Origin of the sequence: Desulfitobacterium sp. PCE1, assembly GCF_000384015.1 — a bacterium.
In the GTDB taxonomy this organism is placed as follows: domain Bacteria; phylum Bacillota; class Desulfitobacteriia; order Desulfitobacteriales; family Desulfitobacteriaceae; genus Desulfitobacterium; species Desulfitobacterium dehalogenans.
On record NZ_KB913023.1, the window covers coordinates 3,410,096 to 3,435,106 of the forward strand.

The 25,011-nt window shown below is 49.5% G+C and carries 25 protein-coding genes; all 25 read right to left on the reverse strand.

All coding sequences use genetic code 11. The annotated features are described in order from the left end of the window. Positions 1-376: 376 nt before the first annotated feature. Positions 377-1,249, reverse strand: a complete 873-nt coding sequence (locus DESPCE1_RS0117045) for a 4Fe-4S binding protein (protein ID WP_019851121.1) — start codon at positions 1,247-1,249, stop codon at positions 377-379. Positions 1,250-1,395: 146 nt separating this feature from the next. Then, complete coding sequence (locus DESPCE1_RS0117055) at positions 1,396-3,192, reverse strand: GTP-binding protein (RefSeq protein ID WP_019851123.1); 1,797 nt, start codon at positions 3,190-3,192, stop codon at positions 1,396-1,398. 1 nt (position 3,193) lies between these two features. Beyond that, entirely contained in the window at positions 3,194-4,075 is an 882-nt protein-coding gene (cysD, locus tag DESPCE1_RS0117060) for a sulfate adenylyltransferase subunit CysD (protein WP_019851124.1), read from the reverse strand. Beyond that, on the reverse strand, positions 4,062-4,847 hold the full coding sequence (locus DESPCE1_RS0117065) for a phosphoadenylyl-sulfate reductase (RefSeq protein ID WP_014795245.1): 786 nt from the start codon (positions 4,845-4,847) through the stop codon (positions 4,062-4,064). Before DESPCE1_RS0117065 ends, cysD begins: the two co-directional genes overlap by 14 nt. Before the next feature lie 359 nt (positions 4,848-5,206). Further along, positions 5,207-6,427: an ROK family transcriptional regulator gene (locus DESPCE1_RS0117070; RefSeq protein WP_019851125.1), complete on the reverse strand. Its 1,221-nt coding sequence runs from the start codon at positions 6,425-6,427 to the stop codon at positions 5,207-5,209. A 102-nt stretch (positions 6,428-6,529) separates the two neighbouring features. Next, positions 6,530-7,603 (reverse strand): sulfate/molybdate ABC transporter ATP-binding protein, encoded by a 1,074-nt coding sequence (locus tag DESPCE1_RS0117075; protein ID WP_019851126.1) that lies wholly within the window; start codon positions 7,601-7,603, stop codon positions 6,530-6,532. After that, entirely contained in the window at positions 7,600-8,424 is an 825-nt protein-coding gene (cysW, locus tag DESPCE1_RS0117080) for a sulfate ABC transporter permease subunit CysW (protein WP_019851127.1), read from the reverse strand. Before cysW ends, DESPCE1_RS0117075 begins: the two co-directional genes overlap by 4 nt. A gap of 15 nt (positions 8,425-8,439) precedes the next feature. Further along, positions 8,440-9,288: a sulfate ABC transporter permease subunit CysT gene (gene cysT, locus DESPCE1_RS0117085; protein ID WP_019851128.1), complete on the reverse strand. Its 849-nt coding sequence runs from the start codon at positions 9,286-9,288 to the stop codon at positions 8,440-8,442. 62 nt (positions 9,289-9,350) lie between these two features. After that, positions 9,351-10,430, reverse strand: coding sequence for a sulfate ABC transporter substrate-binding protein (locus tag DESPCE1_RS0117090; RefSeq protein ID WP_019851129.1), 1,080 nt, complete (start codon positions 10,428-10,430; stop codon positions 9,351-9,353). A 362-nt stretch (positions 10,431-10,792) separates the two neighbouring features. Further along, on the reverse strand, positions 10,793-11,641 hold the full coding sequence (locus DESPCE1_RS0117095) for a lytic transglycosylase domain-containing protein (protein ID WP_014795251.1): 849 nt from the start codon (positions 11,639-11,641) through the stop codon (positions 10,793-10,795). Positions 11,642-11,660: 19 nt separating this feature from the next. Further along, the gene (locus DESPCE1_RS0117100; protein ID WP_014795252.1) at positions 11,661-12,116 is read right to left on the reverse strand and encodes a chemotaxis protein CheW; all 456 of its coding nucleotides are present in this window, start codon (positions 12,114-12,116) and stop codon (positions 11,661-11,663) included. A gap of 18 nt (positions 12,117-12,134) precedes the next feature. Continuing rightward, complete coding sequence (gene flgF / locus DESPCE1_RS0117105) at positions 12,135-12,890, reverse strand: flagellar basal-body rod protein FlgF (protein ID WP_019851130.1); 756 nt, start codon at positions 12,888-12,890, stop codon at positions 12,135-12,137. Positions 12,891-12,930: 40 nt separating this feature from the next. Continuing rightward, complete coding sequence (gene flgB, locus DESPCE1_RS0117110) at positions 12,931-13,332, reverse strand: flagellar basal body rod protein FlgB (RefSeq protein ID WP_019851131.1); 402 nt, start codon at positions 13,330-13,332, stop codon at positions 12,931-12,933. Between the two features lie 5 nt (positions 13,333-13,337). Continuing rightward, a complete protein-coding gene (locus DESPCE1_RS0117115) occupies positions 13,338-14,327 on the reverse strand; it encodes a flagellar hook-basal body protein (RefSeq protein WP_014795255.1) in 990 nt (329 codons plus the stop codon). 85 nt (positions 14,328-14,412) lie between these two features. Then, positions 14,413-15,684 (reverse strand): flagellar hook protein FlgE, encoded by a 1,272-nt coding sequence (locus tag DESPCE1_RS0117120; protein WP_014795256.1) that lies wholly within the window; start codon positions 15,682-15,684, stop codon positions 14,413-14,415. Positions 15,685-15,739: 55 nt separating this feature from the next. Further along, on the reverse strand, positions 15,740-16,291 hold the full coding sequence (locus tag DESPCE1_RS0117125) for a flagellar hook capping FlgD N-terminal domain-containing protein (RefSeq protein WP_019851132.1): 552 nt from the start codon (positions 16,289-16,291) through the stop codon (positions 15,740-15,742). A 9-nt stretch (positions 16,292-16,300) separates the two neighbouring features. Next, a complete protein-coding gene (locus DESPCE1_RS0117130) occupies positions 16,301-17,785 on the reverse strand; it encodes a flagellar hook-length control protein FliK (protein ID WP_019851133.1) in 1,485 nt (494 codons plus the stop codon). Positions 17,786-17,848: 63 nt separating this feature from the next. Then, positions 17,849-18,595 carry a FliA/WhiG family RNA polymerase sigma factor gene (locus tag DESPCE1_RS0117135; RefSeq protein ID WP_014795259.1) on the reverse strand — a complete coding sequence of 249 codons (747 nt, stop codon included), beginning with the start codon at positions 18,593-18,595 and terminating at the stop codon, positions 17,849-17,851. A 28-nt stretch (positions 18,596-18,623) separates the two neighbouring features. After that, positions 18,624-19,055 carry a hypothetical protein gene (locus tag DESPCE1_RS0117140; RefSeq protein WP_014795260.1) on the reverse strand — a complete coding sequence of 144 codons (432 nt, stop codon included), beginning with the start codon at positions 19,053-19,055 and terminating at the stop codon, positions 18,624-18,626. Positions 19,056-19,058: 3 nt separating this feature from the next. Further along, entirely contained in the window at positions 19,059-19,541 is a 483-nt protein-coding gene (locus DESPCE1_RS0117145; RefSeq protein ID WP_014795261.1) for a chemotaxis protein CheD, read from the reverse strand. Beyond that, positions 19,538-20,134 carry a chemotaxis protein CheC gene (locus DESPCE1_RS0117150; protein ID WP_014795262.1) on the reverse strand — a complete coding sequence of 199 codons (597 nt, stop codon included), beginning with the start codon at positions 20,132-20,134 and terminating at the stop codon, positions 19,538-19,540. Before DESPCE1_RS0117150 ends, DESPCE1_RS0117145 begins: the two co-directional genes overlap by 4 nt. A gap of 3 nt (positions 20,135-20,137) precedes the next feature. After that, the gene (locus tag DESPCE1_RS0117155) at positions 20,138-20,782 is read right to left on the reverse strand and encodes a flagellar brake protein (RefSeq protein ID WP_019851134.1); all 645 of its coding nucleotides are present in this window, start codon (positions 20,780-20,782) and stop codon (positions 20,138-20,140) included. Between the two features lie 39 nt (positions 20,783-20,821). Further along, positions 20,822-21,706 carry a MinD/ParA family protein gene (locus DESPCE1_RS0117160; RefSeq protein ID WP_014795264.1) on the reverse strand — a complete coding sequence of 295 codons (885 nt, stop codon included), beginning with the start codon at positions 21,704-21,706 and terminating at the stop codon, positions 20,822-20,824. Then, the gene (gene flhF / locus DESPCE1_RS0117165) at positions 21,699-22,940 is read right to left on the reverse strand and encodes a flagellar biosynthesis protein FlhF (RefSeq protein ID WP_019851135.1); all 1,242 of its coding nucleotides are present in this window, start codon (positions 22,938-22,940) and stop codon (positions 21,699-21,701) included. The genes DESPCE1_RS0117160 and flhF overlap by 8 nt, the downstream gene beginning before the upstream one ends. After that, on the reverse strand, positions 22,930-24,996 hold the full coding sequence (flhA, locus tag DESPCE1_RS0117170) for a flagellar biosynthesis protein FlhA (protein WP_014795266.1): 2,067 nt from the start codon (positions 24,994-24,996) through the stop codon (positions 22,930-22,932). The genes flhF and flhA overlap by 11 nt, the downstream gene beginning before the upstream one ends. Positions 24,997-25,011: the final 15 nt, after the last annotated feature.

The following is a 25,011-nucleotide window of genomic DNA, read 5'->3' on the forward strand; positions in this document are numbered from 1 at the left end:
ATCTCTATCTACGCAAGCATTAAATATTCTTATTTTCACTATTATTATATGTGATAGAAACAACTTTTACAATCTAAAAATTATTGCAAAAATCCTTTGGGTTAAAATCAGCTGTTTTGAAATTGACTAAGCTAGCTTGCCAGGGTACCCCAAATGGGCCTACTACACTGAGGCTTTGATACGTTCATTTCGTATACTCCAGCATGTAGTCCCGACCTTTATCAAAAGCAAAATCCGACTCTTTTAGATCTTCTAAGCTAGCTTAGTTAATCTCAAACAGCCGAATTTTCAAATGCACGCTCTTGATCGGAGCTGATGTTAGCTTGGCTGATCGGGCAGGACCACGCCGGTGATATCCACCGTCAGATCCGCTTTTTTAGTGTTCAAGGCCTAATCCCTCCAGCTCTTTAGTAAAGGTTTCCCAGCCTACTCTATCCAGGGTATTTCTGAACCGCTCCCTTGGTTTGCCGTAAGTCTGGAAAAATTCTAAGGTTTTGTCGATCACCTGGTAAAGATGCTCCTCGGCAATGACCAGAGGCAGGATGCGCTTACCAATAGCAATCCGGTTGCCGAACAGTCCGCCAAAGAAAAGCAGGAATCCCCGTTCTCCCCCCCAGGCCAAAGTGGGGCAGGACTTGACGCATTTGCCGCAATAGGTGCACAAGTCGCGATCCAGGCTGAGGGCCTTATCTTCCTTCCGAACCTCAATGGCTTTGGCCAGGCAAACCGCCTGGCATAAACCACAATAAATGCACAGGTCCTGCTGCCATCGGGGTCTGACTCCTCCTTTGATACCCAGATCGTTTTCCTCCGCCTTCAGGCAATTATTACCGCAACCTGTAACTCCCAGCTTGAATTTATGGGGAAGTCCTCTGGCAAAATAGCGGTTATCCAACTCCTTAGCCAAGCGGGTGGTGTCGATCAGACCACTGGGACAGATCGCCGCTCCCTGGCAGGCTGTAACCGTCCTGACCCGGGGGCCGGAGGCACCGGGTTCCAGCCCGACGCTCTTCAGCTCGTTTATCACAGCCTCCACGTCTTCTAGCCGGATAAAAGGAATTTCGATACTCTGCCTTGAGGTCATATGGATATAACCCTGCCCGTATTTTTGGGCAACCTCCGTTACTTTCTGCAACTGTCCCGCTGGGATCTGACCGCCCACGATGTGCAGCCGCAGAGCAAAATGGTCCTTTTGGACCTGCTGCATAAAGCCGCCTTTTTTCAGAGCCTTGTAATCAACCTCTGCCACAGCTTACTCCTCCTCGCATAAATTAAACTCTTTTTCTAAAATGATCTCCTCTACTTCTACTACATCTTTTTTGATCAAAATGCTTTTGCCGCCCCGCGGCATGACCGACTACTCTGAAAATGACCCGTGAAAAAGCCGTAGAAACCCTACAAATAATAATCCAAAATAATCTCCTGCTTCTGCAAAAGGCCGCCCACGGCCGCCACAGCCCCCTCCACCTCAAGGCTGGCATCCGGCTGAAAAGAATAGAATGGTGATTCCCCGATGTTGATGACCAGAATCTCACTGGGCTGATTAAGCAGCTTTAATTTTTCCGCTTCATCATCATCCAAATTAAAGACCGTGGTGATAAAGATCTGCCCGGAGTCGGTGAGAATTCTGGCCAGTTCACCTACCTGCCTAATCTCCCGGTCCCTGCTCCAGTCTTTTACTGTCTCTTCCGCCGCCAAACCGTGCAGAAGATTTCTGACCCCTAGATAATAGGCTTTGTAATTAAGCCGGAAGAGGGTTTGTTCCAGTTCCCGGGCTATGGTTTCGATCACTGGGGCATGGTCGGCACTGCCGGAGGTCAGGACGATGAACTTGGCTTTATGTCCATAGACCCCCGCCCGCTGTGCCGGCTGAATCAGCCCTTTTTCCCATTGGGTCTCCCGCTGCCGCACATGCTCCTGCAGACTGCTGCGGTCGTCATCAGCCTGCTCCAGGATAATTCCTCCGCCGGAGATTTCGTAATTATCCACAATCACGAAGCGCCCGGTCTGCTCCATTTCCGCCACCGGATCAAAAGCTATAGGCTTGGCGGTCTCAAAAATACATTCCGCCACATCATGCTTTTCCGCCTGATCTTTGAAGGTGTCGATATTCAACTCCGCCGCGTCAATGATGTTGAGGATTTCCACCATCTTCACCCCGATCTTCAGGGTGCCGATTTTCAGCTTATAGGTTTTGTTTTTAATCAGGGGTGCTTTGCCCACCCAAAAGATATTGGCCTTAAAACGGGACCCCACCAGGGGCTGTTTATCCTGGGCTTTGACCATCAATTCCCCGGGTTTGATATAAATCTGGGTCTTGAGAGTCAGCCCCACAGCCTCATCGGCATAGGCCATATCCCGATGAGGGACATTAAATCCCTCTATGCTCTGGATCACGCTTCTCTTCCGGGAGGGGAGAAAGACCACTTCATCCCCGCTGTGGATGGTGCCGCTGAGGATCGTCCCGGCCACAATGCGCCGGTCATCTCCGGCCGCAGTAAATTTATATATATCCTGAACTGGCATCCGGAAAGGGAGTTCCTGGTTGCCTTTGCGGTTGTTCAGGCTGTCAAGCTGTTCCAGGATTGTCGGCCCTTCATACCACGTAGTGCGCTGGGAGCGAACCGCGATATTGTCTCCGTTAAAGGCGCTGAGGGGAATAAAATTAACCGGCTGGATGTTGAGCTTATGCAAAAATTCACCGAATTCCCGGCGGATAGTCTCAAACGCCTGCCGGTCAAAATCCACCAGATCCATTTTATTGACCAGCACCACCACCTGGCGGATGCCCAGCATAGCCGCAATATGGCCGTGGCGTTTGGAGTTTTCCCGGATTCCTTCCTTGGCGTCGATGACCAGCAGGGCGGCCTCCGCTCGGGAAGCTCCCGTCACCATATTTTTCAGGAATTCGATATGCCCGGGGGCGTCAATGATGATATAGTCCCTTTTGCCGGTTTTAAAAAAACTACGGGCCGTATCGATGGTAATCCCCTGAGCCTGTTCGTCTTTTAAAGCATCCAGTAGAAAGGCATACTCAAAGGGCCGGGCATTCTTGCGGCAATATTCCTGTACCGCTTCCAGCTTGCCCTCGGGAAGGGAACCGGTATCCGCCAGCAGCCTGCCGATAACCGTGCTTTTGCCGTGGTCCACATGGCCTACAATAACGATGTTCATCTGTTCTCTGTTGTCCATCTTACATATACCCGCCTCTCCGCAAGGTTTCCAGCCCGCCCCCGTCATCCTTATCCTGGGCCCGTCCCGACCGTTCGGCGATGTTGGCAAACTTGCCGCTGCGCAGCTCCTCAATAATTTCTTCCACATTGCGGGCCGGGGATTCCACCGGTAAGGTGCAGGGATAACAGCCCAGGGAACGGTAGCGTTTGCCCTGCCCCTGATCAAAATAAAGAGATGTCACCGGGATCTTCTCCTGCTCGATATATTCCCAGACATTCAGCTCCGTCCAGTCCAGAAGGGGATGGATCCGGATATGGGTGCCGGGGGCAAAATCGGTTTTGAACTGATTCCAGAATTCCGGGGGCTGATCCCCTACATCCCAGTCATTTTCCTTATCCCGGGGGGAGAAATACCGCTCTTTGGAACGACTTCCTTCTTCATCCGCCCGTACCCCCACAATCACCCCGGTGTACTTTTCCCGGTTAAGATCGGGCCGATATTTGCCGGTTTCTAGATCCAGAATATAGCGGGGCCACTCCCCGGAAAGGGTATTTTTCAAGGCCTCCGTTTTCAGCGCCTGACAGCAGCTGATCCGGTCCGTTTTCCCGTCCGGAAAAGTCCTGCCCGCGTCCAAGGCCTCTTTGTTCTCCCCGTAAATCATGGTCAGATGCCATTGCCGGGCCAATTCGTCCCGGTAACGGATCATCTCCGGTATTTTATAGTGGGTGTCAATATGCACCAGGGGAATGGGTACATGCCCGAAAAAAGCCTTGCGGGCCAGCCATAACAGGACGGTGCTGTCCTTGCCGATGGACCAGAGCATACAGATATTTTTAAATTCCCGGTAAGCCTCTCTCAGGATATAGACACTCTGAGCCTCCAGTTTATCAAGATGGTTCATGGCTTTTTTTCCTCCTTTGCGACGGGTTCAGGGTCTGATCTAAGGACTGGATGTCCACTGGATGCAGCCCGCATTCCTTTTTTCCCGGCTCTTCCCACCACCATCTTCCGCTGCGTACATCCGCCCCAGGAGCCACCGCCCGGGTACAGGGCTGACAGCCGATGCTGCGGAAACCTTTGTTGTACAGGGAGCTGTAGGGAATGTTTTCCCGGCGGATATAAGCCCAAACCTGCTCTTCGCTCCAGGCGGCCAGAGGATTCACTTTATAGATAGCGTGGTGAGAATCCCATTCCAGCAAATCGATTTCCTGGCGGGTGGGGCTCTGCTCCCTGCGCAGCCCGCAAATCCAGCCATCTACGGTTGATAGGACCCGCTGCAAGGACCTGACTTTTCTCAGCTCACAACATTTTTGGCGCAGTTCGACCCTGTCATAAAAAGCGTTGGGGCCATATTCCGCTAGAAACGGCTCCAGCTCCGAATTCTCCGGCGCGTACACCTCATAATGAAACTCATAGCGACCCATGGTCTCTTCCATCAGATCATAAGTCTGCTGAAAATTCCGGCCTGTATCGATAAAGAAGATCCGGGCCCGGGCATCGATCTTCAGCAGCATCTGGGTCAGCACCTGATCTTCGATGGAAAGGCTGGAAGCAAGAGCAATCCGCGCCGGACCGATTTTTTCCACTACATGGGCCAAAAGCCTGCGGGGATCTTCACCGGCAAAGGCTCGGTTTATTTCATTCAGATCCAAATTATGATCCAGTCTGTCCATTTCATTTCTCCTTCTCTCTTTCTGTATTCCCCCATCCTCAGTCCGCACTGTCTGTGGTAGGGGAGTCTTTACACGAGAAAACCCGCAAGCGTAGCTTAACGAACAGGAGCGAACAATTTTAGCGGAGGGGCGGTAGGGTTAACGAGGCTTTCTTAACGTTGCGAAGCCATGGTTCACATCAGGTATTACCTGGAGGTTTGGCAGAGCTGTTAAGAAAGCGAGTTGACCAGCCCTGGAGCTGCTGAGTGAGCGATGTGCGTAAAGCGACACGACCCGGACAACACTTTTCATCCTCTGCGGGTGCCGCCCCGCAGCATGACTGCCTACTGTGAAAGACAATCATAAAGCTGCCCGGCCCTTCACCCGAGAGCCTCCGGTTCCAAATAATGCTCCATCACCAAAGCGGCCGCACCGATGGAGATGGCATTCTCCTCAAAGGCTCCGCCTCGGCTGAACACCAAGTGCCCCCCTTTATCCCAATATCTTTTTCGCTTGGCGGCTTCCACACAGACCTCATAGAAGAGCTTGGAATGCAAAATGAGGGGCCCGCTCAGAACCACAAGTCCTGGATTGAGCAACTGGATGAAATTAGCCAAACCCGTACCCATCCGTACAGCGGCATTTTGCAGCACTTGCCGGGCGGTGGTATCATTCTCCTCAGCCTCCCGGCAGAGCTCCAGGTAGGAGACCGGGAGGTCGGCATTGGGATTCCGACGGTCCCTTCCTTGGGCCATTTCCTCTGCAAAGGCTTCCATAATAGCGTAAATCGAGGAGTAGCGCTCAACGCAGCCCTGATTGCCGCAACGACACGGTCTGCCATTTACATCGATCACTATATGGGCAAAGGTATCATCCGCATCGTTGATTGTCCTGACCAGGGTTCCTGAGGAGATGACACCGGTTCGGATTCCCACCCCGCAGTTCAGATAGATCACACTTTTCATCCCTTTGCCTCTTCCGTAACGGGTTTCTGCCAGAACCGCTGCGTTGGCGCCGTTATCGATTATGACCGGCAAGCCCGTTCGTTCTTCCATGATGGCTTTGAGGGGGATATTCTCCCAACCCTGGGCCTCAAAGTTTTCCGGGTTGAGGATGATGCCGCTTTTGCGGTCCAAAGGCCCCACCGTACCGATCCCAACGCCGATCACATATCCGTGCTCCCGCTTTTCCAGAACCCTTCCCACCCAGTCCAGAATCCGGTTCAGGGTGGCTTCCGGGGAAGAGTTTCGGTCCATATCAAAGCGATCTTTCTCCAGAAGCTCCATTTTCAGATTGGTCAGAACAACTTGGGAGTAGAGACGGGAAATATCAATCCCGATCACATAATATCGGCGGGAATTTACATCATAGATGACCGGTTTCCGACCGCCGGTGGACTCACCGGTTTCCGTGCGGACAATGAGATCCGCCTTCTCCAGAGGGAGCATCATCCGGTTCAAGGTGGTAAGTTTTAATCCCGCCACTTTGGCCAGCTGACTTTTAGTCATCGCTCCCTTATGCATGATCAGGCCCAATATCTTTTTAGCTTCCGGACTCAGGCTGCTTAAAACATCTTTATAAATCAGCACTCCTGTCCTCATCTCTTTTCTCCAGAACTTTTAACCGAATTAGCAACAAGTCATCATAAAAATATAGGGTGCACCCGCTTCAGATGACACATCTGAGGTATGTCATTTGAGATATCAAATAACATAATCTTCAGGAACATACACCTTGAAATCCCGAGGCCGGAGATAGACTTTCTGCTTGGCCCTCAGCTCCAGGCTTCTATAAACCTCTTTGCTGATTTCCACTTCGATATACTCCTCGTTATCCAAGCGCTTCAGCTCCAGGTTGACGATGGGTCCCACCGCCCGGATAAAAAAAATCTCAGCGGCAATAAAGCCTTGTCCTTCATCCTCCAGGCAAATTTCAATATCATGGGGGCGGATATAGCTGACAACATCAGTCGTGCCGGTTCCGGCATGCTCCGGTGCCTCCAGTTGCAGGGAGCCCAGCTCCACTTTGCCGTCGTGCATCCGGCCGTGAAACAAATTGACATTGCCCAAGAAGTTGTAGACAAAGGGATTGGCCGGGTTGTCATAAACCTCTTCCGGGGTTCCGATCTGCTCGATCTTTCCCTCATTGAGAATGACGATGCGGTCGGCCACATCCAGGGCTTCCTCCTGATCGTGAGTCACAAAGACACTGGTGATCGGATATTCGTTATGGAGCTTTCTCAGCCAGCGCCGCAGGTCTTTGCGGACTTTGGCATCCAGGGCTCCGAAGGGTTCATCCAGCAATAAAACCTTGGGCTCCACCGCGAGAGCCCGGGCCAAGGCGATTCTTTGGCGCTGACCTCCGGAAAGCTGAGCCGGATAGCGGTTAGCCAGTTCCTCCATCTTCACCAGAGCCAGCAGTTCCTGAACCTTTTGGCGAATCACTTCGTTGCCGGGGCGGAGCTTGGCCGGTCGAACCTTTAAGCCAAAGGCGATATTTTCAAAGACGGTCATGTTTTTAAAAAGGGCATAATGCTGAAACACAAAGCCCACTTTGCGGTCCTGGGTGCTTTTCTCCGTATTGTCCTCTCCGTCAAAAATAATGCTGCCGGTGTTCGGAGGTTCCAGGCCAGCGATAATCCGAAGCAGGGTGGTTTTGCCGGAACCGGAAGGGCCGAGCAGAGCCACCAGCTCTCCAGTATTGATCTTCAGATTGAGTTCATGCAAAGCCGTAAAAGAATCAAAGGTCTTGCTGACCTGGCAAACTTCGATACTCATGATTTTTCCTCCATCCGTTTGATTTTCCAGCCGGCAATATTTTTCACCAGGAGGTTGATGATGGCGATCACGGTTAACAGGGTGGCTACCGCAAAAGCAGCGGAAAACTGATATTCGTTATACAGGATCTCCACATGGAGGGACATGGTATTGGTCAGTCCCCGGATATGTCCGGAGACCACAGAGACCGCCCCGAATTCCCCGGCCGCTCTGGCTGCCGTCAGAATGATGCCATAAAGCAGAGCCCATTTGATATTGGGCAGGGTAATGCGCAGAAAGGTCTGCCAGCCGCTGGCCCCCAGGGTCAAAGCCGCTTCCTCTTCTGCTGTTCCCTGGGCCTCCATCAGCGGAATCAACTCCCGGGCCACGAAAGGCAGGGTGACAAACAAGGTCGCCAAAATAATCCCAGGGGGGGCAAAAATGATCTTCAGTCCCCAGGCCGTCAAAAACGGAGCCAGCAGGCCATGAGTGGTGCTGAACAGCAGCACGAAGATCAGGCCTGCAACCACGGGGGAAATGGCAAAGGGCAGATCAATCAGGGTCAGGAGCAGATTTTTGCCTTTAAACTGAAATTTGGCCACTGCCCAGGCGGCTACCAAGCCAAAAACTGTATTGACAGGTACCGCGATTCCCACGGTCAACAGGGTCAGCTGAATGGCTTTCAGGGCCATCGGGTCCTGAATAGCGGCCAGGTAGACTCCCGCCCCCTTTTCAAAAGCCCTGGTGAACACCAGGATCAGGGGCAAAATCAGCATGGTGATAAAAAACAACAAAGCAATGCCGGTCAGCAGCCACTGAATCCCGTTCTTATTACTCTTCATCCTTCTCTCTCCTTATCAGCCTTTATCCCGGTTGCCCGCCCACCACTGAATGAGATTGATCACCAGCAGCATGAGAAAGGAGATCACCAGCATCACGGCGGCGATGGCCGTACCACCGGCATAATCGTACTGTTCCAGCTTGGTCCGGATCAGCAGAGGGGTGATTTCCGTATACATGGGCATATTGCCGGAAATAAAGACCACCGAACCATATTCCCCCAGAGAGCGGGCAAAAGCCAGGGCGAAGCCGGTGATAACCGCCGGCAGCAGAACCGGTAAAATCACTTTGCGGAAGGTCTGAAACCTGGTGGCTCCCAAACAGGCTGCCGCTTCTTCCACTTCCCGGTCCATGCCCTGCAGAACCGGCTGAACTGTCCTCACCACAAAGGGCAGGCTGATAAAAATCAGGGCGATGGTAATTCCCAAAGGGGTATAGGCGATTTTCAGTCCCAGGGGCTCAAAGAGCCGGCCGATCCAGCCATTAGGGGCATAAAGAGTGGTCAGGGAAATACCTGCCACTGCCGTAGGCAGCGCAAAGGGCAGATCGATCAAGCCATCGACGATTTTCTTGCCCGGAAAGGTATACCGTTCCAGAACCCAGGCCAACAGCAGTCCGAAGACCGCGTTGACGGCGGCCGCCAAAAAGGAAGCGCCGAAGGATACCTTCAGGGAGGCCAGGACTCTGGCTGATAGGACAATCTCCATGAATTTCCCCCAACCCAGCTGAGAGCTGTTCAGGAACACCATGGTGATGGGGATGAAGACCAGGAAGCTGAGATACATCAAAGACAAACCCATGGTGATCCCGAATCCCGGAAGGACACTGTAGTGTTTCAGACTGAAGCGGGAGAATGATGTCCGCATGGTTTCACCTCATCAAACAGGATAGGCCGGTTCCGGACTCCTGGTCCGGAACCACCTTAAGCTTATTTTTCTACATAAATTTGATCAAAGACACCGCCGTCGGCGAAATGCTCCTGCTGGGCTTTGGCCCAGCCACCGAACACATCATCAATCGTGATGAGATTGATTTGGGGGAACTGATCGGCATATTTTTGGGCCACAGCTTCATTTCTGGGTCGGTAGAAGTTCTTGGCGGCGATTTCCTGGCCTTCATCACTGTAGAGATAGTCCAGATAAGCTTCCGCCACTTCCCGGGTGCCTTTCTTGTCCACCACGGAATCCACTACCGTTACCGGCGGCTCAGCCAGGATGCTGAGGGTAGGAACCACAATTTCAAATTTATCCTCCCCGAATTCCCTCAAGGAGAGGAAGGCCTCATTTTCCCAGGCCAGCAGCACGTCACCGATCCCCCGCTCCACAAAGGTTGTGGTGGAGCCCCGGGCCCCTGAATCCAGTACCGGTACGTTTTTATAGAGGGCTTCAATAAATTCTTTGGCTTTTTGAGCGTCATTATTATTGTGTTCCAAGGCATAGGCCCAGGCCGCCAGGTAATTCCAACGAGCACCCCCGGAGGTTTTCGGGTTGGGAGTGATCACGGATACTTCCGGCTGCACCAGGTCATCCCAGTCCTTAATGTTTTTAGGGTTGCCCTTCTTCACCAGAAAGACGATGGTAGAGGTGTAGGGCGTCGAATTGTCGGGCAGACGTTTTTGCCATTCCGGATTGATCTGGCCCTTTTGAGAGTTGATGGAGTCGATATCATAGGCCAGCGCCAAAGTGACCACATCCGCTTCATTGCCGTCAATAACCGTTCTGGCCTGACTGCCCGAGCCGCCATGGGACTGCTGGATGGTCACATCCTGGCCGGTTTTCTCTTTCCAGTACTTGCTGAAAGCCGTATTGTATTCCTGATAAAGCTCACGGGTAGGATCATAGGAGACATTAAGCAGGGACACCGGCGGTTTGCTACCGGCGGCTGTATCGGCAGGTGTCGCGTTGCCGCCGCAGCCGGTCAGAGCAACAATCAACGCCGCAATCAGGACGCCTGTGCCGAATTTTTTCCAGGCCACAGATTTTGCTTTCAGGTTCTCGAATTTTTCCACTTTTACTTCCCCCTTAGATTTACTAATATATAGTATTCCTATAGATTTTGTTAAATTCTAATAGGGACTTTTAACCAAGTCAATAGGTTTTAGAAAAAATATAATAATTTCTATCTATTTACTCGGCTATAAAAGTATAAAAATTCCCTCACCATCTCTTCGTGACGAGCGTTACTCTTTAAACCAATGAGAGCAGCAGTGATTAGTATTAAAGAAAACCCGGCTTCGCTGAGCCTTTAATGCATACCTCCAGTGAGGCGGAGTCGTTGGTTGCCCTTATGCTTAGAAAGTATATAGCGCAAGCTTATACTTTCTGATAGTAAAAAAAATCAGGTCGCATGATGTACATGCGCCTGATTTTTTTATGCTTGTGTATCTACTTTTCCTAGTGCAGAGAGTATTTTTTTTACGTAATTTTGCGTTTCTTTATAAGGCGGAATCCCGTTGTATTTATCCACCGCCCCTGGACCTGCATTGTAGCCCGCTAGAGCAAAGGCGATATTTCCCTTAAATCTCTCCAACAAATCCTTTAAAAAACGGGTACCCCCATCAAGATTCTGGGCCGGATCAAAAGGATCCGTCACGCCATAAGTCTTTGCCGTACCAGGCATCAGCTGCATTAAACCCATAGCTCCCGCTGAGGACACCGCATTGGGGTTAAAACTGGATTCGGCCATGACCACCTGCCGAATCAGGTTCGTATCAATCCCATGCCGCTGACCTGCTTCCGCGATAAGCTGTTCCATGGCCGGCTGATCAGCACGGTAATCCGAACTCCGCTGAGAACTTAAGGAGTTCACTTGGAGAGAGTTCATTATACCGGAGTAAGGATTATATGCCGAAGTCGAAGAGGTCCATGAATTTTGCCCCATTCCGGTAAGGCTCATGGATGAGAGAAGATTTTCAGATAAAAGAGAATCCTTTCCGGAAAAAAGATTTCCGAGTAACATTGCGGCAAGAAGTTGTGAATTCTCAGTTGACTGAGACCCTTGCTCAGAACCGGACCCTAATTCTTGTCCGGCAAAAGCTTCCAATGCTAATCCTGAGCTGGAGCCGAAGCCATCATTTCCTGAAAGGGCGGACTGGAGCAATGTGGCAAAGAGGAGGGCTTGGGAGCCATCCTTGTTTCCAAACTCACTCCTTGAAGTATCCTGCCAGGCCTGATTCATGCTTTGAAGCTGGTAAAGCAGCAATAGTTCTGCCGTATTCACTGATTATCCCCTCCTGATATCAAACGAGCTTAGCAATTCCCTCAAGCTCATCTTTGTCTAAAATCTTGTCAGGAATCAACACCATGATAATACGGTCGGGAAGATTCACGATACCGCCAATAAATGGAGCTGTCACTAAGGGAGGCGGCGGTGCTATATTGTCTAAGATACGAACCTCTCTCACCTGGTCGACCGCAAATCCCACCAGCTCGCCATTGACTTCTGTAATCAAGGCAAAGTCTTCCTTGGCGGCTTCCGCGTCCTTGGCAACGGTCCGGCTCTTTTCCACACCAAAACGAACATGTAAATCAATCAATGGAATCGCCGACCCCCGCAGATTGATTAATCCCTTGACACAGTCGGGTGCCTTGGGAATCGGGCGAATATCCCCCAACCGGGTAATTTCTCTGACGATCTCAATGGGCATTCCATACTCTTCCTGGCCTAGTCCGAATATGACCACTTGATTTCCCATGATAGCCACTTCCTCACTTTATACAATTCTACCAATTTCATTAACAGCCTTTTCTAAAGTTGCATCATGGGTTTGGATCACCTTTTGATTGGCTTCATAGGCTCTCATTACCGTGATCATCTTAACCATTTGGCTTGGCAAATTCACATTGGAGCCCTCCAGAGTACCCTGAAGCACGGCCTCATTACCGGCAAACTCTTGTACCGGCTGATTAGAGGCATACAGGGACTGCCCTTCACGAAGAAGGCCGACCGCCGGGAGTTGCACCAATCGCAAGCGATCTATAGTGACTCCCTGATCGGTAATTCTCCCCTGAGCATCCACTTGGAAATCCTTACTTAACGGTCCAATAGGTCCCTCTTCACCAAGAACAGGATAGCCATCGGCTGTTTGCAGAATTCCTTCAGAATTCAGTTGCAGCTGTCCATTACGGGTATAGCGCTCACCGTTAGGGGTATCCACCACCAAGAAAGCTTCCTCCGCAATGATGGCCAGATCTGTAGGGATGCCCGTAGTTTGCAGAACTCCCTGAACATTCATCCGAGTAACCTGATCGACGACAACCCCGGTACCTATACCACCGATTAGTGTATTGCCCGGGATTTCGTTTTGCGTGCTTGTTCTCATCATAAGCATTTCGGGAAAGGCTTTATTGCTGGACTCCTCCCTTTTATAACCCGGAGTCCTGATATTTGCGACGTTATCCGCGATAATCTCGCTTTGGGTTTGAGCAGCAAGCATTCCCGCTGCCCCTGTATATAATCCTTTAATCATGGATCGTCACCTTCATCATCTTTCTATAGCACAAATCGTTTTACTTTTGGGTGATCACGGTACGCAGATGGGACAATTGAGCAGAAATTGCCCGGGTGACGGAATTATAATAAATCCCATTTTCAGCCACATTGACCATTTCCTTATCGATATCCACATTATTGCCGTCGTTTCGATAGGTCGTTCCTTGATCTTGCACAACCCCACTGGAATTAAATCCAGGTTTTTGGAGATGGCGCTCTGATGTCACTTTAAGGGGAAGTTCCTCTCTAGTCTGACCCATAGCTTCGCCAAGAAGCAGGTCAAAATCCACATCAGAACGTTTAAAATCCGGGGTATCCACATTGGCAACATTATTCGCCAGGACTTTATACCTCAGACTGGACGCATCAAGGCTCTTTTCCAAAATACTCATAACCGGTGTATTCAACCAATCCGACATCTAATTTACCTCCTTAAGGAGTTAGCCATGCTCCACATTTGGTCCCCGTTGGTAATCATACGAGCATTGAGCTGATAGGCTCTCTGCACCTGGATCATCTCCGTCATGGCTGAAGCAAGGTTCACATTGGATTGCTCCAAGGATTGGGTCTTGAGCTTACCCAAGGTCCGTTCTTCCACTTGGCTGCCCGGCGCACCAACCAATTCGTCCCCGGTCACCCCGGCCGCGTCGGGAGCAAAATAGAGATTATCCCCGTCCCTGACTAACCCTTCCGGATTAGCAAAGGTAATTATATTGATTTGTCCAAGGATCTCCCGGTTGCCATCGATGGTGGCACTAAGAACGCCCTCCGTGCTGATCTGGATGTCTTCAGCCCCTTCCGGAACGGCAAAGGCTGTGGGTAAAATATCTCCATTCCAATCCAAGGGACGGCCCAATTCATCCATATCAATCGGCCCTACCGGATACCCTTCTCCTTCCGGGTCATTGACCACAACCCGACCCAACACTCTTTCCTCTTCATCGATAAATCCCGTGATATTGCCTGTCTCATCAACATACAAATCCATAGCGTCGGCTGGAATCTTTACTTCCAAAATATAGCCGTCGGAATTAACCAATTTGCCTTGACCGTCCAGCTCAAAGTTTCCCACCCGGGTATAGCGGCTCTCCCCATTAGCTGTCCGCACAGGGAAGAAGCCTTCCCCGTCAATAGCCAGATCAAAGGGGTTCTCCGTCTCCCGGATGATTCCCTGCCGATAATCCGTACTTATAGCCGGATAAATCACACCGGCCCCCACATCGATCCGCTCTCCCACAGGCTGTCCGTTAAATTCACGTTCAGCCGGCCGCATTTCCGCAGCCAAAGCTTCGGCGAAATTCACCCGCTGAGCCTTATATCCCGGCGTATTGACATTAGCCATATTATTGCCCAGTATATCCAAAGCTGTCTGCTGAGCCCGGACCCCGGTAGCCGCCGTATTCAAAATGCGCAAATCCTGCGCCTCCTCTCAGAAAAGAAATGCCGAAAAGGACTTGGGTATAAGGCTTTACCCTTATACCTAAGTCCTAGGCGTATGATTAGCGTTTAAGGTCGATCAGTTCCTGAAGCAGGGAATCGGATACGGTGATTACCCGGGAATTGGCCTGGAATCCCCGCTGGGTGACGATCATATCTGTAAACTCCTGAGAGAGATCCACATTGGACATCTCTACGGAATTGGGGATAATATTTCCCCGTCCCGCTGTTCCGGCAGCACCGATGTCTGCTATACCGGAGTTGTTGGTAGCCGAATAGAAATTGTTACCTACGTTCTGCAAGCCAGCGTCATTGGCAAAGTTAGCAATGGCCAGCTGACCGATACGACGGGACGCAGATCCTTTGCCATTGCTGTATATCCCGGTAATAATACCGTTGCCATCTATAGTGACTTCATCTAATTTTGCCCGGAGTCTCCCATCTACACCGGTAATCGCAACACCGGCAGATGGCGGAGCCGCATTCAAGGTTATTGTTCCCGTTTTTGGATCAAAGGAGCCTCCTGTTATCGCACCTAGTGTAGCACCGACTAAGTCCGGATTCTCATAGACATAAACATTTCCCTTTTGCACAAAATCCCCCGGCGTAAGGGTAAGCTTATCATAGTCAATGTTGGTAATACTAACAACGGGAGGCGTCCCAGTACCCGTCGGAGCCGCAGTAAAGGTTATTTTTCCCGTCGTAGGATCAAGAGTTCCACCAGTGGGAACTGTTGCTGAAGCACCGATTAATGCCGGATTGACATATTCATAGTTGCTTCCGTTCTGCACAAAATCTCCGAGATTAATATCAATCTTTTTCCCCTCAGGTTCAGGAGGGTATGAGCCTATATTGAACCTTAAGGGTGTCAAAGGTGTGCTTCCCCATTCGAGAACCTCCCTGTCATTAGCTCCCCACATTTGGCCCAAAACGAAGGCCCCTGTCCCCGGATCAATAAGGTAGCCATTTTGATCCTGAGAGAAAGCACCGGCCCGGCCATAAACGATCTGTCCTGCATTCCTAAAGACAAAGAAGCCTCTTCCTTGGATCATGGCATCCGTACTTTTGCCTGTGTTCTGTGAGCTTCCGGGAGTCATGATCTGGTCGATGGAACTCACCATGGAACCCAGGCCGATCTGGGCGGGGTTAGTTCCCCCTTGATTCGCTGAGGGAGAGCCGGCACCCTTCATGGTTTGGCTCAGCATGGTGGAGAAGGTGACACGGCTGCGCTTAAAGCCTGTGGTATTGACATTGGCAATGTTATTGCCGATCACGTCCATTTTTATCTGGTGGTTTTTTAAACCTGAGATAGCTGAATACAAAGAACGTAGCATCGAGGTATTCCCCCATTTCTTTTATTTAAACTTTTTCGTTCCATTAACATCCGCGTTAATCTTTGGGAATATCATCCTTAGAAGTATCATCCTCTTCTTTATCCGGATCAGGCACAGGATCCTTCTCCTTAGGGTCCGTCACAAAGGTGATTTCGTTCATCTCTACAGCAGCCTTGCTCCCATCCTCTAAACGCAGTATCAACTGAGGATTGCCATTCAGCCATTGAACGGATTCGACGATCCCATTCACAAAGCCGGTTCCTTCAAGATTCATTCCCTCTACGTGCTTGCCGATTAAAGCGGCTCCTTGACTGAGCAAAGAATTCTGAAACAATGCCGTAAAGCCAGCGGTCAGATTTTCCATAGTTTTGGACATATTATTCATTTGCTCCAGTGAACTAAACTGAGCCATCTGGGTAATCATATCTTTGTTATCCATAGGCGAAAGAGGATCCTGGTTCGTTAGTTCAGCAACCAACAGCTTTAGAAAATCATCCTTACCCAGAACATCTTTTGTAGCGTTAGAGACTGCATTGCTTTGCTTGGATTCTGAGGTGGAGGAGTATTTACTATAACCCTTATAATTTGTATCTACTGTATTCCCCATAGTTCCCTCCTAGGCCTTGATATTAATCCGATTAGCGCCTGGGATCACTTCATCATTACCCAGTATTCTCTCAAGCTCTTCACTATTAAGCGACTCTAAAGCGTCATCCCCGCTCTCCTGAGAGCGGCCTGAACCTTCCCGGCCCTGATGCTCCTGAGCACCTTCTTTTTGCTCTCCCAAGCCCATCTCCATCTGTCCGCATTGGATGCCTAGCTGAGTCAGATTGTCTCTCAGTTCAGACAGATTCTGCTGGAGGATCTGTCCTGTTCCCCCATCCGAAGCCACCATGCGCAGATGAACTTGTCCCTCATCCCAACTCATGGAGATATTAATTGCTCCTAAATGGGCAGGGTGCAATTGGATGGTCAATTCGCGAAGTTGGGGACGAGCCAGATAAGCCTTGTCAAAGATGTCTCGAGCCACTTGGGCCCATATGGGCTGATTGCTCTTGTCGGCAACTTTCCCTTGAACTTGAGCGATATCTTTGGCTTGATGGGTTAGATTGCCTGCCGCAACATCTTGAATGGTAGATTTATTCGCCTTGCTCAATTCCGCAGGACGTTCATTTTCTTGAAGCCCTTTAGTAACTCTCTCTTTTAAAAGGAGGGATTCGCCTTCTGCCGGCTTTTCTTCCAGTACGCCATGCATTGCTGTGTTCTTTGCTTCATCTTGTTTTAGAAGCGTACTAATTTCCGGGTTCTTCCCTGCCCCTTCAAGTCCATTACCTGTCCTATGCTTAACCAGGTTCTCATCTGATCCTGTCTCACCGGAACCGGGCTTTGACTTACCTAATAAGGCAGCAAGCAATGTGCCTTGATTAACCTCGACAGAACTATGTTCTTGTGTCTTTGCAGAATCCGTCATTGCCTTTGTTGCTTGTGCTTCTTCATCCATAGGGATAAATAAACCACTGTTATAGCGTTGCACAGCAATTTCCGATTTCTGCTGATCTAAAGGATTAAACTCCGCCTGATTCGGTGATTTAATCCTCATTTCCCCTGACATTTCTTTAAGTAAATTGGATATCACGTTTTTATATAAATCCAACTCCGACTGGGGGGAAGCCTTCCCCTGAGGCTGTTCTGTCATCCCTGACAGCTGTACATCCTCTACTATGCCTGAAGAATTTGATGAGGGCGTTTGACTCCGTAGGGCATCGAGCTGAGTCAGAAGAATCTTCAGTTGCTCCGAATCGGCTCCCTGTTCCCCTTCCCCTTGGAAACCTCCGTTTCCTTGAAGTATCCCCATAAGTCCTTGTAACCCATCCAAACCCAATAAGGCGTGACGTCCGGAATTGGCATCCTTGCCTGCCGGTTCATTACTCTGGTTGCCAGAGTCTTGTCCCTGTCCAATTTGGTTAAGCCAACCGCCAAAGATTGCTGCAAACATCATCGCAGCTGAGTCTGCACCTGGCAGTGAACTACCTGTGAAGGAAGCTCCATCTTCAGTGCTTGTGATGGCTCCCCTCGTGGATAGGGCATTAATTCCTGTCATGGCATCACCTCCACTATACTGAATCTATATAGGTTATCGACAAAAGTTCCTCGGAACTTTAGGTTAGAACAAATTCTTTTTTTGGCGACTGAGGCGTCCCCTTAAGCGTAGTATAGCTTGGGAATGAAGCTGAGATATTCTTGATTCCGAAAGCTTCATAATGACTGCGATTTCTTTCAGGGTGAGATCCTCCTGATAATACAAGGCCACGACAAGCTTTTCCTTCTCAGGGAGCTTTTCGACGGCGTCAGCCAGTATCTTTTTTTGTTCATTGAGTTCGACTTCCTGGAAGGCTTCCTGGGCTATGGGGTCCGTCAATTGTGTCCTGGGGGTATGGACTTCTCCTTCCTCACCAACAGCCACTTCATCAAGCGAAGTCAAGGTCAGCATTTGCCCTTGATGTACAGCGACTTCCAAATCCCGCAGATCCATCTTCAGTAAGGCCGCCACCTCTTCGTTGCGGGCAGGACGACCATGCTGTGCTTCCACTTCAGTAAAAGCATCCTGGATGCGTTTAATTTTCTGCCGAGCTGAATGAGGTACCCAGTCCATAGTCCGCAAACCATCGATAATAGCTCCCCGGATTCTCAGGGTAGCATAGGTTTCAAATTTCACTCCCCGGACGGGGTCAAACCGATCTAAAGCATCCAGCAATCCAAACACACCATAGCCGATTAAATCGTCTTCATCCACATGTTGAGGTAAGGAAATAGCCAACCGACCGGCGATACGCTTGACTAGCGACAAATACATTTCGATTTGCTCGGTTCTCCATGATCCTCGATTGGCCGCTTCATAAGGATTCGACATCTTGTTGGCCCCCCTCCCTTACAATCATCTACTCTCCCCAACCCATTCTTCTCACTATTTCTGCCTGCTTCTCAACACTGGGCTCCCCTTCAGCAAATTCCTGATTCAATTGACCGGCTCTGGCAGGGGGAATTTGGCCGCTTTTCGTATAGAGAGCCTGTTCAGGACCCATTCCTTCTAAATTCCGGGCCTCTTGCTCCAGGTCGCCCAAATCCAAGTCATCTTCCTGTCCTACGGCAATGTCTAAAAGGCCGCCCAACTTACCCGGATCCATTTCAATGCCGGTCTTTTCAAAAATCGTTATGCTGGCTATACTGATGCCATAAATAAGGGTAAAGCCAATAATGGCACTGAGGACAACGTGGATAAGGCTTTCCCCTGTATAGAAACTAATCAGTGCTAAGACAGCTGAAACGACAAGTGCAAAATACCATGCCCAGAGACGTAATTTATCCATCATCTACTAAATCACCTTTTCGCCGTGGTTAATGGTCCGAACCTTAAGGTCCCCTGTGCCGACATCAAAATGAATGGTCCGTCCAAAACTTCCCCCCACATCAGAGACAAGGAGAGGGATCCCCAGGCGCTTTAACTCTATAATCACTTGTTCAGCATTACGATCCCCGATCTTTAAGACAGGAGGCTTCCCTGGGAAGGAAAACATTTGAGCGCCTCCGGCCATTTTGGCACGCAGGCGTGATTTAGAGGCACCTAAACGGAGAATCTCCGTTACCAGAACATCCATAGCCGTATCAGCATATTTGGCAGGATTTCCGCCATTGGCACTCCCAGCAGTGGGCAGCATAATATGCGCCATGCCCCCCACCTTTTGAATGGGGTCATGAATGCATATACCAATACAAGAACCTAATCCTGCTGTCATTAAAATATTAGGTGCTTTTGTCGTTTTTAAATCAGCCATTCCAACACTAATTACATTGCTCATAGTCCCAAAGCTCCCAGCAACTTTCTCAACGATCCCTCATCTGGTAAGAAAACGAACTTTCCTTCAATTTGCGGTATTCCGGAAAGCTGAGTATTAATAAAGAGAACCGTATCCTCAAGTATTCCGTCTTCCAGAAGAATCGCATCAAAAATCGCCCCCACCATATCCACTGCTAAGGCAGGTACCGAAGGCAGAAGGGGGATTCCCGAAAATTCAGTTATGGCGATGAGGAAGGAGCTCACCATAATATTCCCTATCTCTTTAAGGGCAGATTGAGCCATCTCATTATCAAAGAGATTAAAGGGTTCATTGGAACCGAATAAGGCTTGTACCAATATTTCAGCGCTTTCCAAGGGAAAGAAAAACACCGCTTTACCAGGGGCATCCCCTTCGACCTTAACGTAGATAACAGCTTGAGGAATCTCCAGATGACCGATCACCGTGGGAGCATTCTCAAATTCTATCGCTCTAACCTCAGGAATGGACATTTCAATTCGGCGGTTAAGCATGGTGGATAATGCTGTAGCAGCATGTCCGGAGCCAATATTTCCAATCTCACGCAATGCATCCAATTGCATTTGATCGATTTCCATAATTTAGATCAATCCTTTCTTACGCAGGTCTCTTTGAATATCAAAAACACATCGTATGATGCGATCGCGATCTCGTTCGGAAATTTGATAGAAATCTACGGACACGGAAAAGAACTTGGTATCTTCGATAGCCTCCATCCGACATACCCGACCCGGAGTCCCTATAGTACCAAAGGGAAATTCAAGATAGGCATAGAGGATGGTGCCTTTCTCCAGCTTGACCTTGGATTGGAAACGCATTCCTCCACCGCTTAGATCCAACATACTCCCCTTTTGTATATCCCCTAAACCTTCTTTTTCCACCACTTGATAGGTTATGGGAAAAAAGGCAGGAATTCGAACATAGTTCCTCCTTTGGACCCTTTTAATACTTTCCGGCATCTTCAGGACAAACACCGGTATGGGTACCGCGATACGCTGAAGAATGGAGGAATTGAAAGAGTATGAAGCCACTTCATCCCAAAAGGTAACTTCTACAAGAGTACCCTCTTGCAGGGGAATGATCATTCCTTGCTGATGGGGTGCATATACGGATATGCGTGTTTTGCCGACTTCATCGATATGTGTTTTGTAATTCCCCTGATAGTCGCTCTCTGGAACGTGCAACTCAATGGCTAATCCGGAAACTAATTTATCGAGATATTGCACTGTCCTCACCCCCTAAGCAAAATTGTGAAAGCAGAGTATTTAAAAAGTCCGTAAAAGATTGGTCAAAAAGCCACGAATTCCCCCCGCTTGTCTCGGTGGACTAAGATAAAGTCCCGACACCGAGCTGGCAATCCATTGGATACATTGATAGGCCGTACTTCGAGGATAGGAGACCCCGATGGGTTCTTGTTTCATAATGGCTCTGCCCACGGACATGTCCTCATAGACCCATCCTAACAAATTGACCGAAGCATTCAGGAACCGTTTCGCAGCACTTTCCAGGCGCTCATAGGTGTCCTTAGCATCCGACTCCTTTTGCACCCGATTCACTACCACATTGACAGTGAAATTATCCTTAACCTTCTGCAAAGCCTTCAGCAGACCGTATGCATCGGTTAAAGAGGTTGGCTCTGGAGTGGTGATCAAGATGATATCATCCGCCGCCCTCAGGAAATTGAGTACAGTATATCCTAAACCTGCGCCTGTATCGATGATAATAATATCAGCCAAGCCTTCTAAGCGTCCCAGATTTCTAACTACCTCTTCCAACCGATCCCTCTCAATGTTAGCCAGATCCTGGACCCCTGAGCCCCCCGGTAATATTCCTATCCCTTTAGGGCCATAGATAAGGATTTCCTCAATATCCTTTTCACCATTGAGAAGATGCTCAAAAGTATAACGGGGAGTAACGCCACAAGCTATATCCAGGTTCGCAAGTCCCAGATCACCATCCAAAAGGATGACCCGATAGCCTAAATCGATTAATGCCAAGCCCAAATTCACACTGAAATTGGTCTTCCCTACTCCACCCTTGCCGCTGGTCACTGCAAATACACGAAGACCTTGTTGGGAATTCGGGTTCGAGGTAGAGTTCGATTTATGTCGAGAGGCGATACGCTTCAATACTTTTGCCTGGTCATTCACGTCGATCCCCCTCCCCCAGAATATACCGAGTCAGACGCTCTGGGGTCGCAACTTCTATATCATCAGGAACATTTTGCCCATTGGTAATATATGCAACAGGCAGGTCTGTTCTTTCCAAAAGATTAAGAATGGTCCCCCCGCTGATTGTTTCATCCATCTTGGTAAAAATCAGATGAGTCGTCAACGCTTCGAAGCGTTCGTAAATCTTGGCCAGATCCGGAGCCTGAGTGGCGGCACTCATGACGAGCATGGTTAATTCCGGCTGAGCCTTCTCTAGAAACGCTTTCAATTCTGACATATGAAGATCATGATGAGGACTACGCCCCGCCGTATCAATAAAAATAAGTTCCTTATCCTCATGGCGTTGGATGGCTTCCCGCAGTCCGGAGGGAGTCATGACCACCTCTACAGGTACCCCAATAATCTCCCCAAAGGTTTTCAGCTGCTCCACGGCAGCGACCCGATAGGTATCTGCAGTGATCAGAGCAACTCGCCGTTTATCCACGATACTAAAGCCCGCTGCTAGTTTTCCGATGGTGGTGGTTTTTCCTACCCCTGTGGGTCCGACTAAGGCAACTATCCGTGGTTTACGGACTCCTGGCTGAATAGCCGCCGTATTTCCGCAAATCTGACGCACGGCTTCTTTTATACAGGATCTGACCCGATGGTCCTCAACCCAGTCTTCTTCACGAACATTTTGCTGGACTGAGCGAAGAAGTCTCTTGATTAACTTTGGGTTTATTCCCCGCTCTTTGAGCATATCGGCCCATTTTTGCAGGGGTACGGGCCATACTCCCTGTTCACCATCCAAACCTTCAATTTGGCGGTTCATGCTCTCCAGTAATTTACGCATGGATTGAAGTTCTACTTCTAAGGTGTTGACTTCTCCATTTTTGAGAGTGCTTACCTCAGCTCTGGGAGTTCTTTCTGTAGGAATGCTCTCAACGAACCGATGTGGGTAAATCTCTTTTTCTTCATTATGCGCCAAAGGGGCTTCTTTCCGGACTGTATATGGATTCGACGGGTATAAAGATTTCACAGGAACTTGTTTTTTGTTCACAGGTTCCTCTTCAATGGCAGCCATAACTTCCACTTTGGGCTTACCGAAAAGCCCTAACAACCCGCCTTCCTTGAATTGCCGTGTCTGAAGGATGACAGCATCGGCTCCCAATTCCTTCTTCACCTTGCCCATGGTCTCGGCCACTGTATCTCCAACAAATCGTTTAACTCGCATTTCCAGTCGTCACCATCCCTACTGCCTGAACTTGTACACCATGAACAAGCTCGTTATAAGATAAAACAATGAGCTGTGGTAACTGACGCTCCGTAACCCGTTTTAGATTAATCCTCACGACCGGAGCACAGACCAAGATAGGGTTATATCCTTTAAAGGCCATTTTTTCTATTTCCCGGACTAAGGATTGCATAAGTTCCTGCAACACACGAGGATCCAGAGTCAGATAGCTCCCGAAATCCGAAGGCTGAATACTATCCAGAATCTGCTGTTCCAGCTTCGGCTCCAGGGTAAGCACCGGCAATTGTTTGTCCATTCCCAGGAGAGGCTGGACAATTTGTCGGGCTAAGGACTGACGAACATACTCAGTTAAGCGATCCAAATCCTTTGTGGATGAGGCATAATCGGCTAAAGTCTCCAGGACGGTCACCATATCCCGGACGGAAACCCGTTCTCTCAGCAAATTTGAGAGGATCTTCTGTAAATGTCCCAGATTCAAATGCTCCATAGCATCATCCACCGCAGCCGGTGCTTGCTCACGAGCATGATCCAGAAGGGTTTTGACATCCTGACGGCTTAAGATTTCCCAGGCATTGCTCTTAATGACTTCTGTCAAATGAGTCGCTAAGACTGTAGGAGCATCCACCACAGTCCCGCCATTCATCTCCACTTCTTCTCTATAAACGGCATTAATCCACTTGGCGTCCAGCCCAAAGGCAGGCTCCTTTGTGGGTATGCCCGGAATAGTATCATCTCCCAGGCCGCTGCTCATGGCAAGATAGTGATCGGCCAAAATTTCTCCCCCGGCCACCTCGGCACCGCGAATTTTAATTGAATACTGATTGGGTTGCAGATTCATATTATCCCGGACGCGAATTACCGGAACGATAAAGCCCAGTTCGCTGGCCACCTGTCTCCGGATCAAGACGATACGGTCTAAGAGATCGCCCCCTTGCTGGACATCAACTAAGGCGATAAGGGCATATCCCAGTTCCAGCTCCATATTATCCACATTTAAAAGGTTAAGGACATTCTCCGGCTTTTTACTTTCTTCAATAGCTGTTTCCCGCGCCGCCGCGGACTCTTCCACCACTGCTTTTTGACTGCCTTTATCCATAACCCTTCCCAGCACCACAAGAACAATGGCAACAATAAGTAAGGGCAAGAGAGGAAGTCCAAATAGAGCGAGGATTAAGGCTACCCCTGCGGTTATGTAGAGAGCTTTCGGGGTGTGAAAAAGTTGTCGGGAGAGGTCCTCACCTAAGTTGGTTTCTGAAGCTGCCCGAGTGACCACCAAACCTGTGGCTGTAGACATCAAAAGGGCTGGAATTTGTGTTACAAGTCCATCCCCAATGGTCAAAAGAGTATAGGTATGCAAGGCTTCCATCATGTCCATGTCCCGTATAACGACCCCGGTAACAAATCCTCCGATAATATTAATAAAGAGGATGATAATGGCAGCGATGGCATCTCCTTTGACGAACTTACTGGCTCCATCCATGGCCCCATAAAAATCAGCTTCAGCTTGAATCTTCTTGCGGCGGTCTCGGGCTTGCACTTCGGTAATCATCCCTGCATTCAGGTCGGCATCAATGCTCATTTGCTTCCCCGGCATTGCATCCAAGGTGAAGCGGGCCCCTACTTCAGATACCCGTTCCGAACCCTTGGTAATAACAATGAAGTTCACGACGACCAAAATGGCAAAGATGATAAAGCCGACCACAGCGCTGCCTTTGACGACAAACTCGCCGAACTGCTGAATGACTTCACCGGCATGACCATTTGAGAGAATTAAGCGGGTGGTGGACACATTAAGGGAGAGACGAAACAGGGTTAAAATCAGAATCAAGGAAGGAAGCACCGAAAATTCCAAAGGGTCTTTGGTAAAGACCGCAATCATCAAAGTAAGTACGGCGGCAGAAATGCTAATGGTCAATAGAATATCTAACATCAGTGGAGGAATGGGTACAACCATCATGACAACAATGGAGACGATGAAAATAGCTGCGAGGACGTCAATGTTGCTGTACCAGCGGCGGCTTACGTTTGTGGCCATGAGTGGATTCCTCCT

Bases quoted from the DNA above. Each gene is read 5' to 3' on its own strand.
- DESPCE1_RS0117055 (WP_019851123.1), bottom strand. From the start codon at position 3,192: ATGGACAACAGAGAACAGATGAACATCGTTATTGTAGGCCATGTGGAC.
- cysD (WP_019851124.1), bottom strand. From the start codon at position 4,075: ATGAACCATCTTGATAAACTGGAGGCTCAGAGTGTCTATATCCTGAGA.
- DESPCE1_RS0117065 (WP_014795245.1), bottom strand. From the start codon at position 4,847: ATGGACAGACTGGATCATAATTTGGATCTGAATGAAATAAACCGAGCC.
- DESPCE1_RS0117070 (WP_019851125.1), bottom strand. From the start codon at position 6,427: ATGAGGACAGGAGTGCTGATTTATAAAGATGTTTTAAGCAGCCTGAGT.
- DESPCE1_RS0117075 (WP_019851126.1), bottom strand. From the start codon at position 7,603: ATGAGTATCGAAGTTTGCCAGGTCAGCAAGACCTTTGATTCTTTTACG.
- cysW (WP_019851127.1), bottom strand. From the start codon at position 8,424: ATGAAGAGTAATAAGAACGGGATTCAGTGGCTGCTGACCGGCATTGCT.
- cysT (WP_019851128.1), bottom strand. From the start codon at position 9,288: ATGCGGACATCATTCTCCCGCTTCAGTCTGAAACACTACAGTGTCCTT.
- DESPCE1_RS0117100 (WP_014795252.1), bottom strand. From the start codon at position 12,116: ATGGGAAATCAAGTGGTCATATTCGGACTAGGCCAGGAAGAGTATGGA.
- flgF (WP_019851130.1), bottom strand. From the start codon at position 12,890: ATGATTAAAGGATTATATACAGGGGCAGCGGGAATGCTTGCTGCTCAA.
- flgB (WP_019851131.1), bottom strand. From the start codon at position 13,332: ATGTCGGATTGGTTGAATACACCGGTTATGAGTATTTTGGAAAAGAGC.
- DESPCE1_RS0117120 (WP_014795256.1), bottom strand. From the start codon at position 15,684: ATGCTACGTTCTTTGTATTCAGCTATCTCAGGTTTAAAAAACCACCAG.
- DESPCE1_RS0117125 (WP_019851132.1), bottom strand. From the start codon at position 16,291: ATGGGGAATACAGTAGATACAAATTATAAGGGTTATAGTAAATACTCC.
- DESPCE1_RS0117130 (WP_019851133.1), bottom strand. From the start codon at position 17,785: ATGACAGGAATTAATGCCCTATCCACGAGGGGAGCCATCACAAGCACT.
- DESPCE1_RS0117135 (WP_014795259.1), bottom strand. From the start codon at position 18,595: ATGTCGAATCCTTATGAAGCGGCCAATCGAGGATCATGGAGAACCGAG.
- DESPCE1_RS0117140 (WP_014795260.1), bottom strand. From the start codon at position 19,055: ATGATGGATAAATTACGTCTCTGGGCATGGTATTTTGCACTTGTCGTT.
- DESPCE1_RS0117145 (WP_014795261.1), bottom strand. From the start codon at position 19,541: ATGAGCAATGTAATTAGTGTTGGAATGGCTGATTTAAAAACGACAAAA.
- DESPCE1_RS0117150 (WP_014795262.1), bottom strand. From the start codon at position 20,134: ATGGAAATCGATCAAATGCAATTGGATGCATTGCGTGAGATTGGAAAT.
- flhF (WP_019851135.1), bottom strand. From the start codon at position 22,940: ATGCGAGTTAAACGATTTGTTGGAGATACAGTGGCCGAGACCATGGGC.
- flhA (WP_014795266.1), bottom strand. From the start codon at position 24,996: ATGGCCACAAACGTAAGCCGCCGCTGGTACAGCAACATTGACGTCCTC.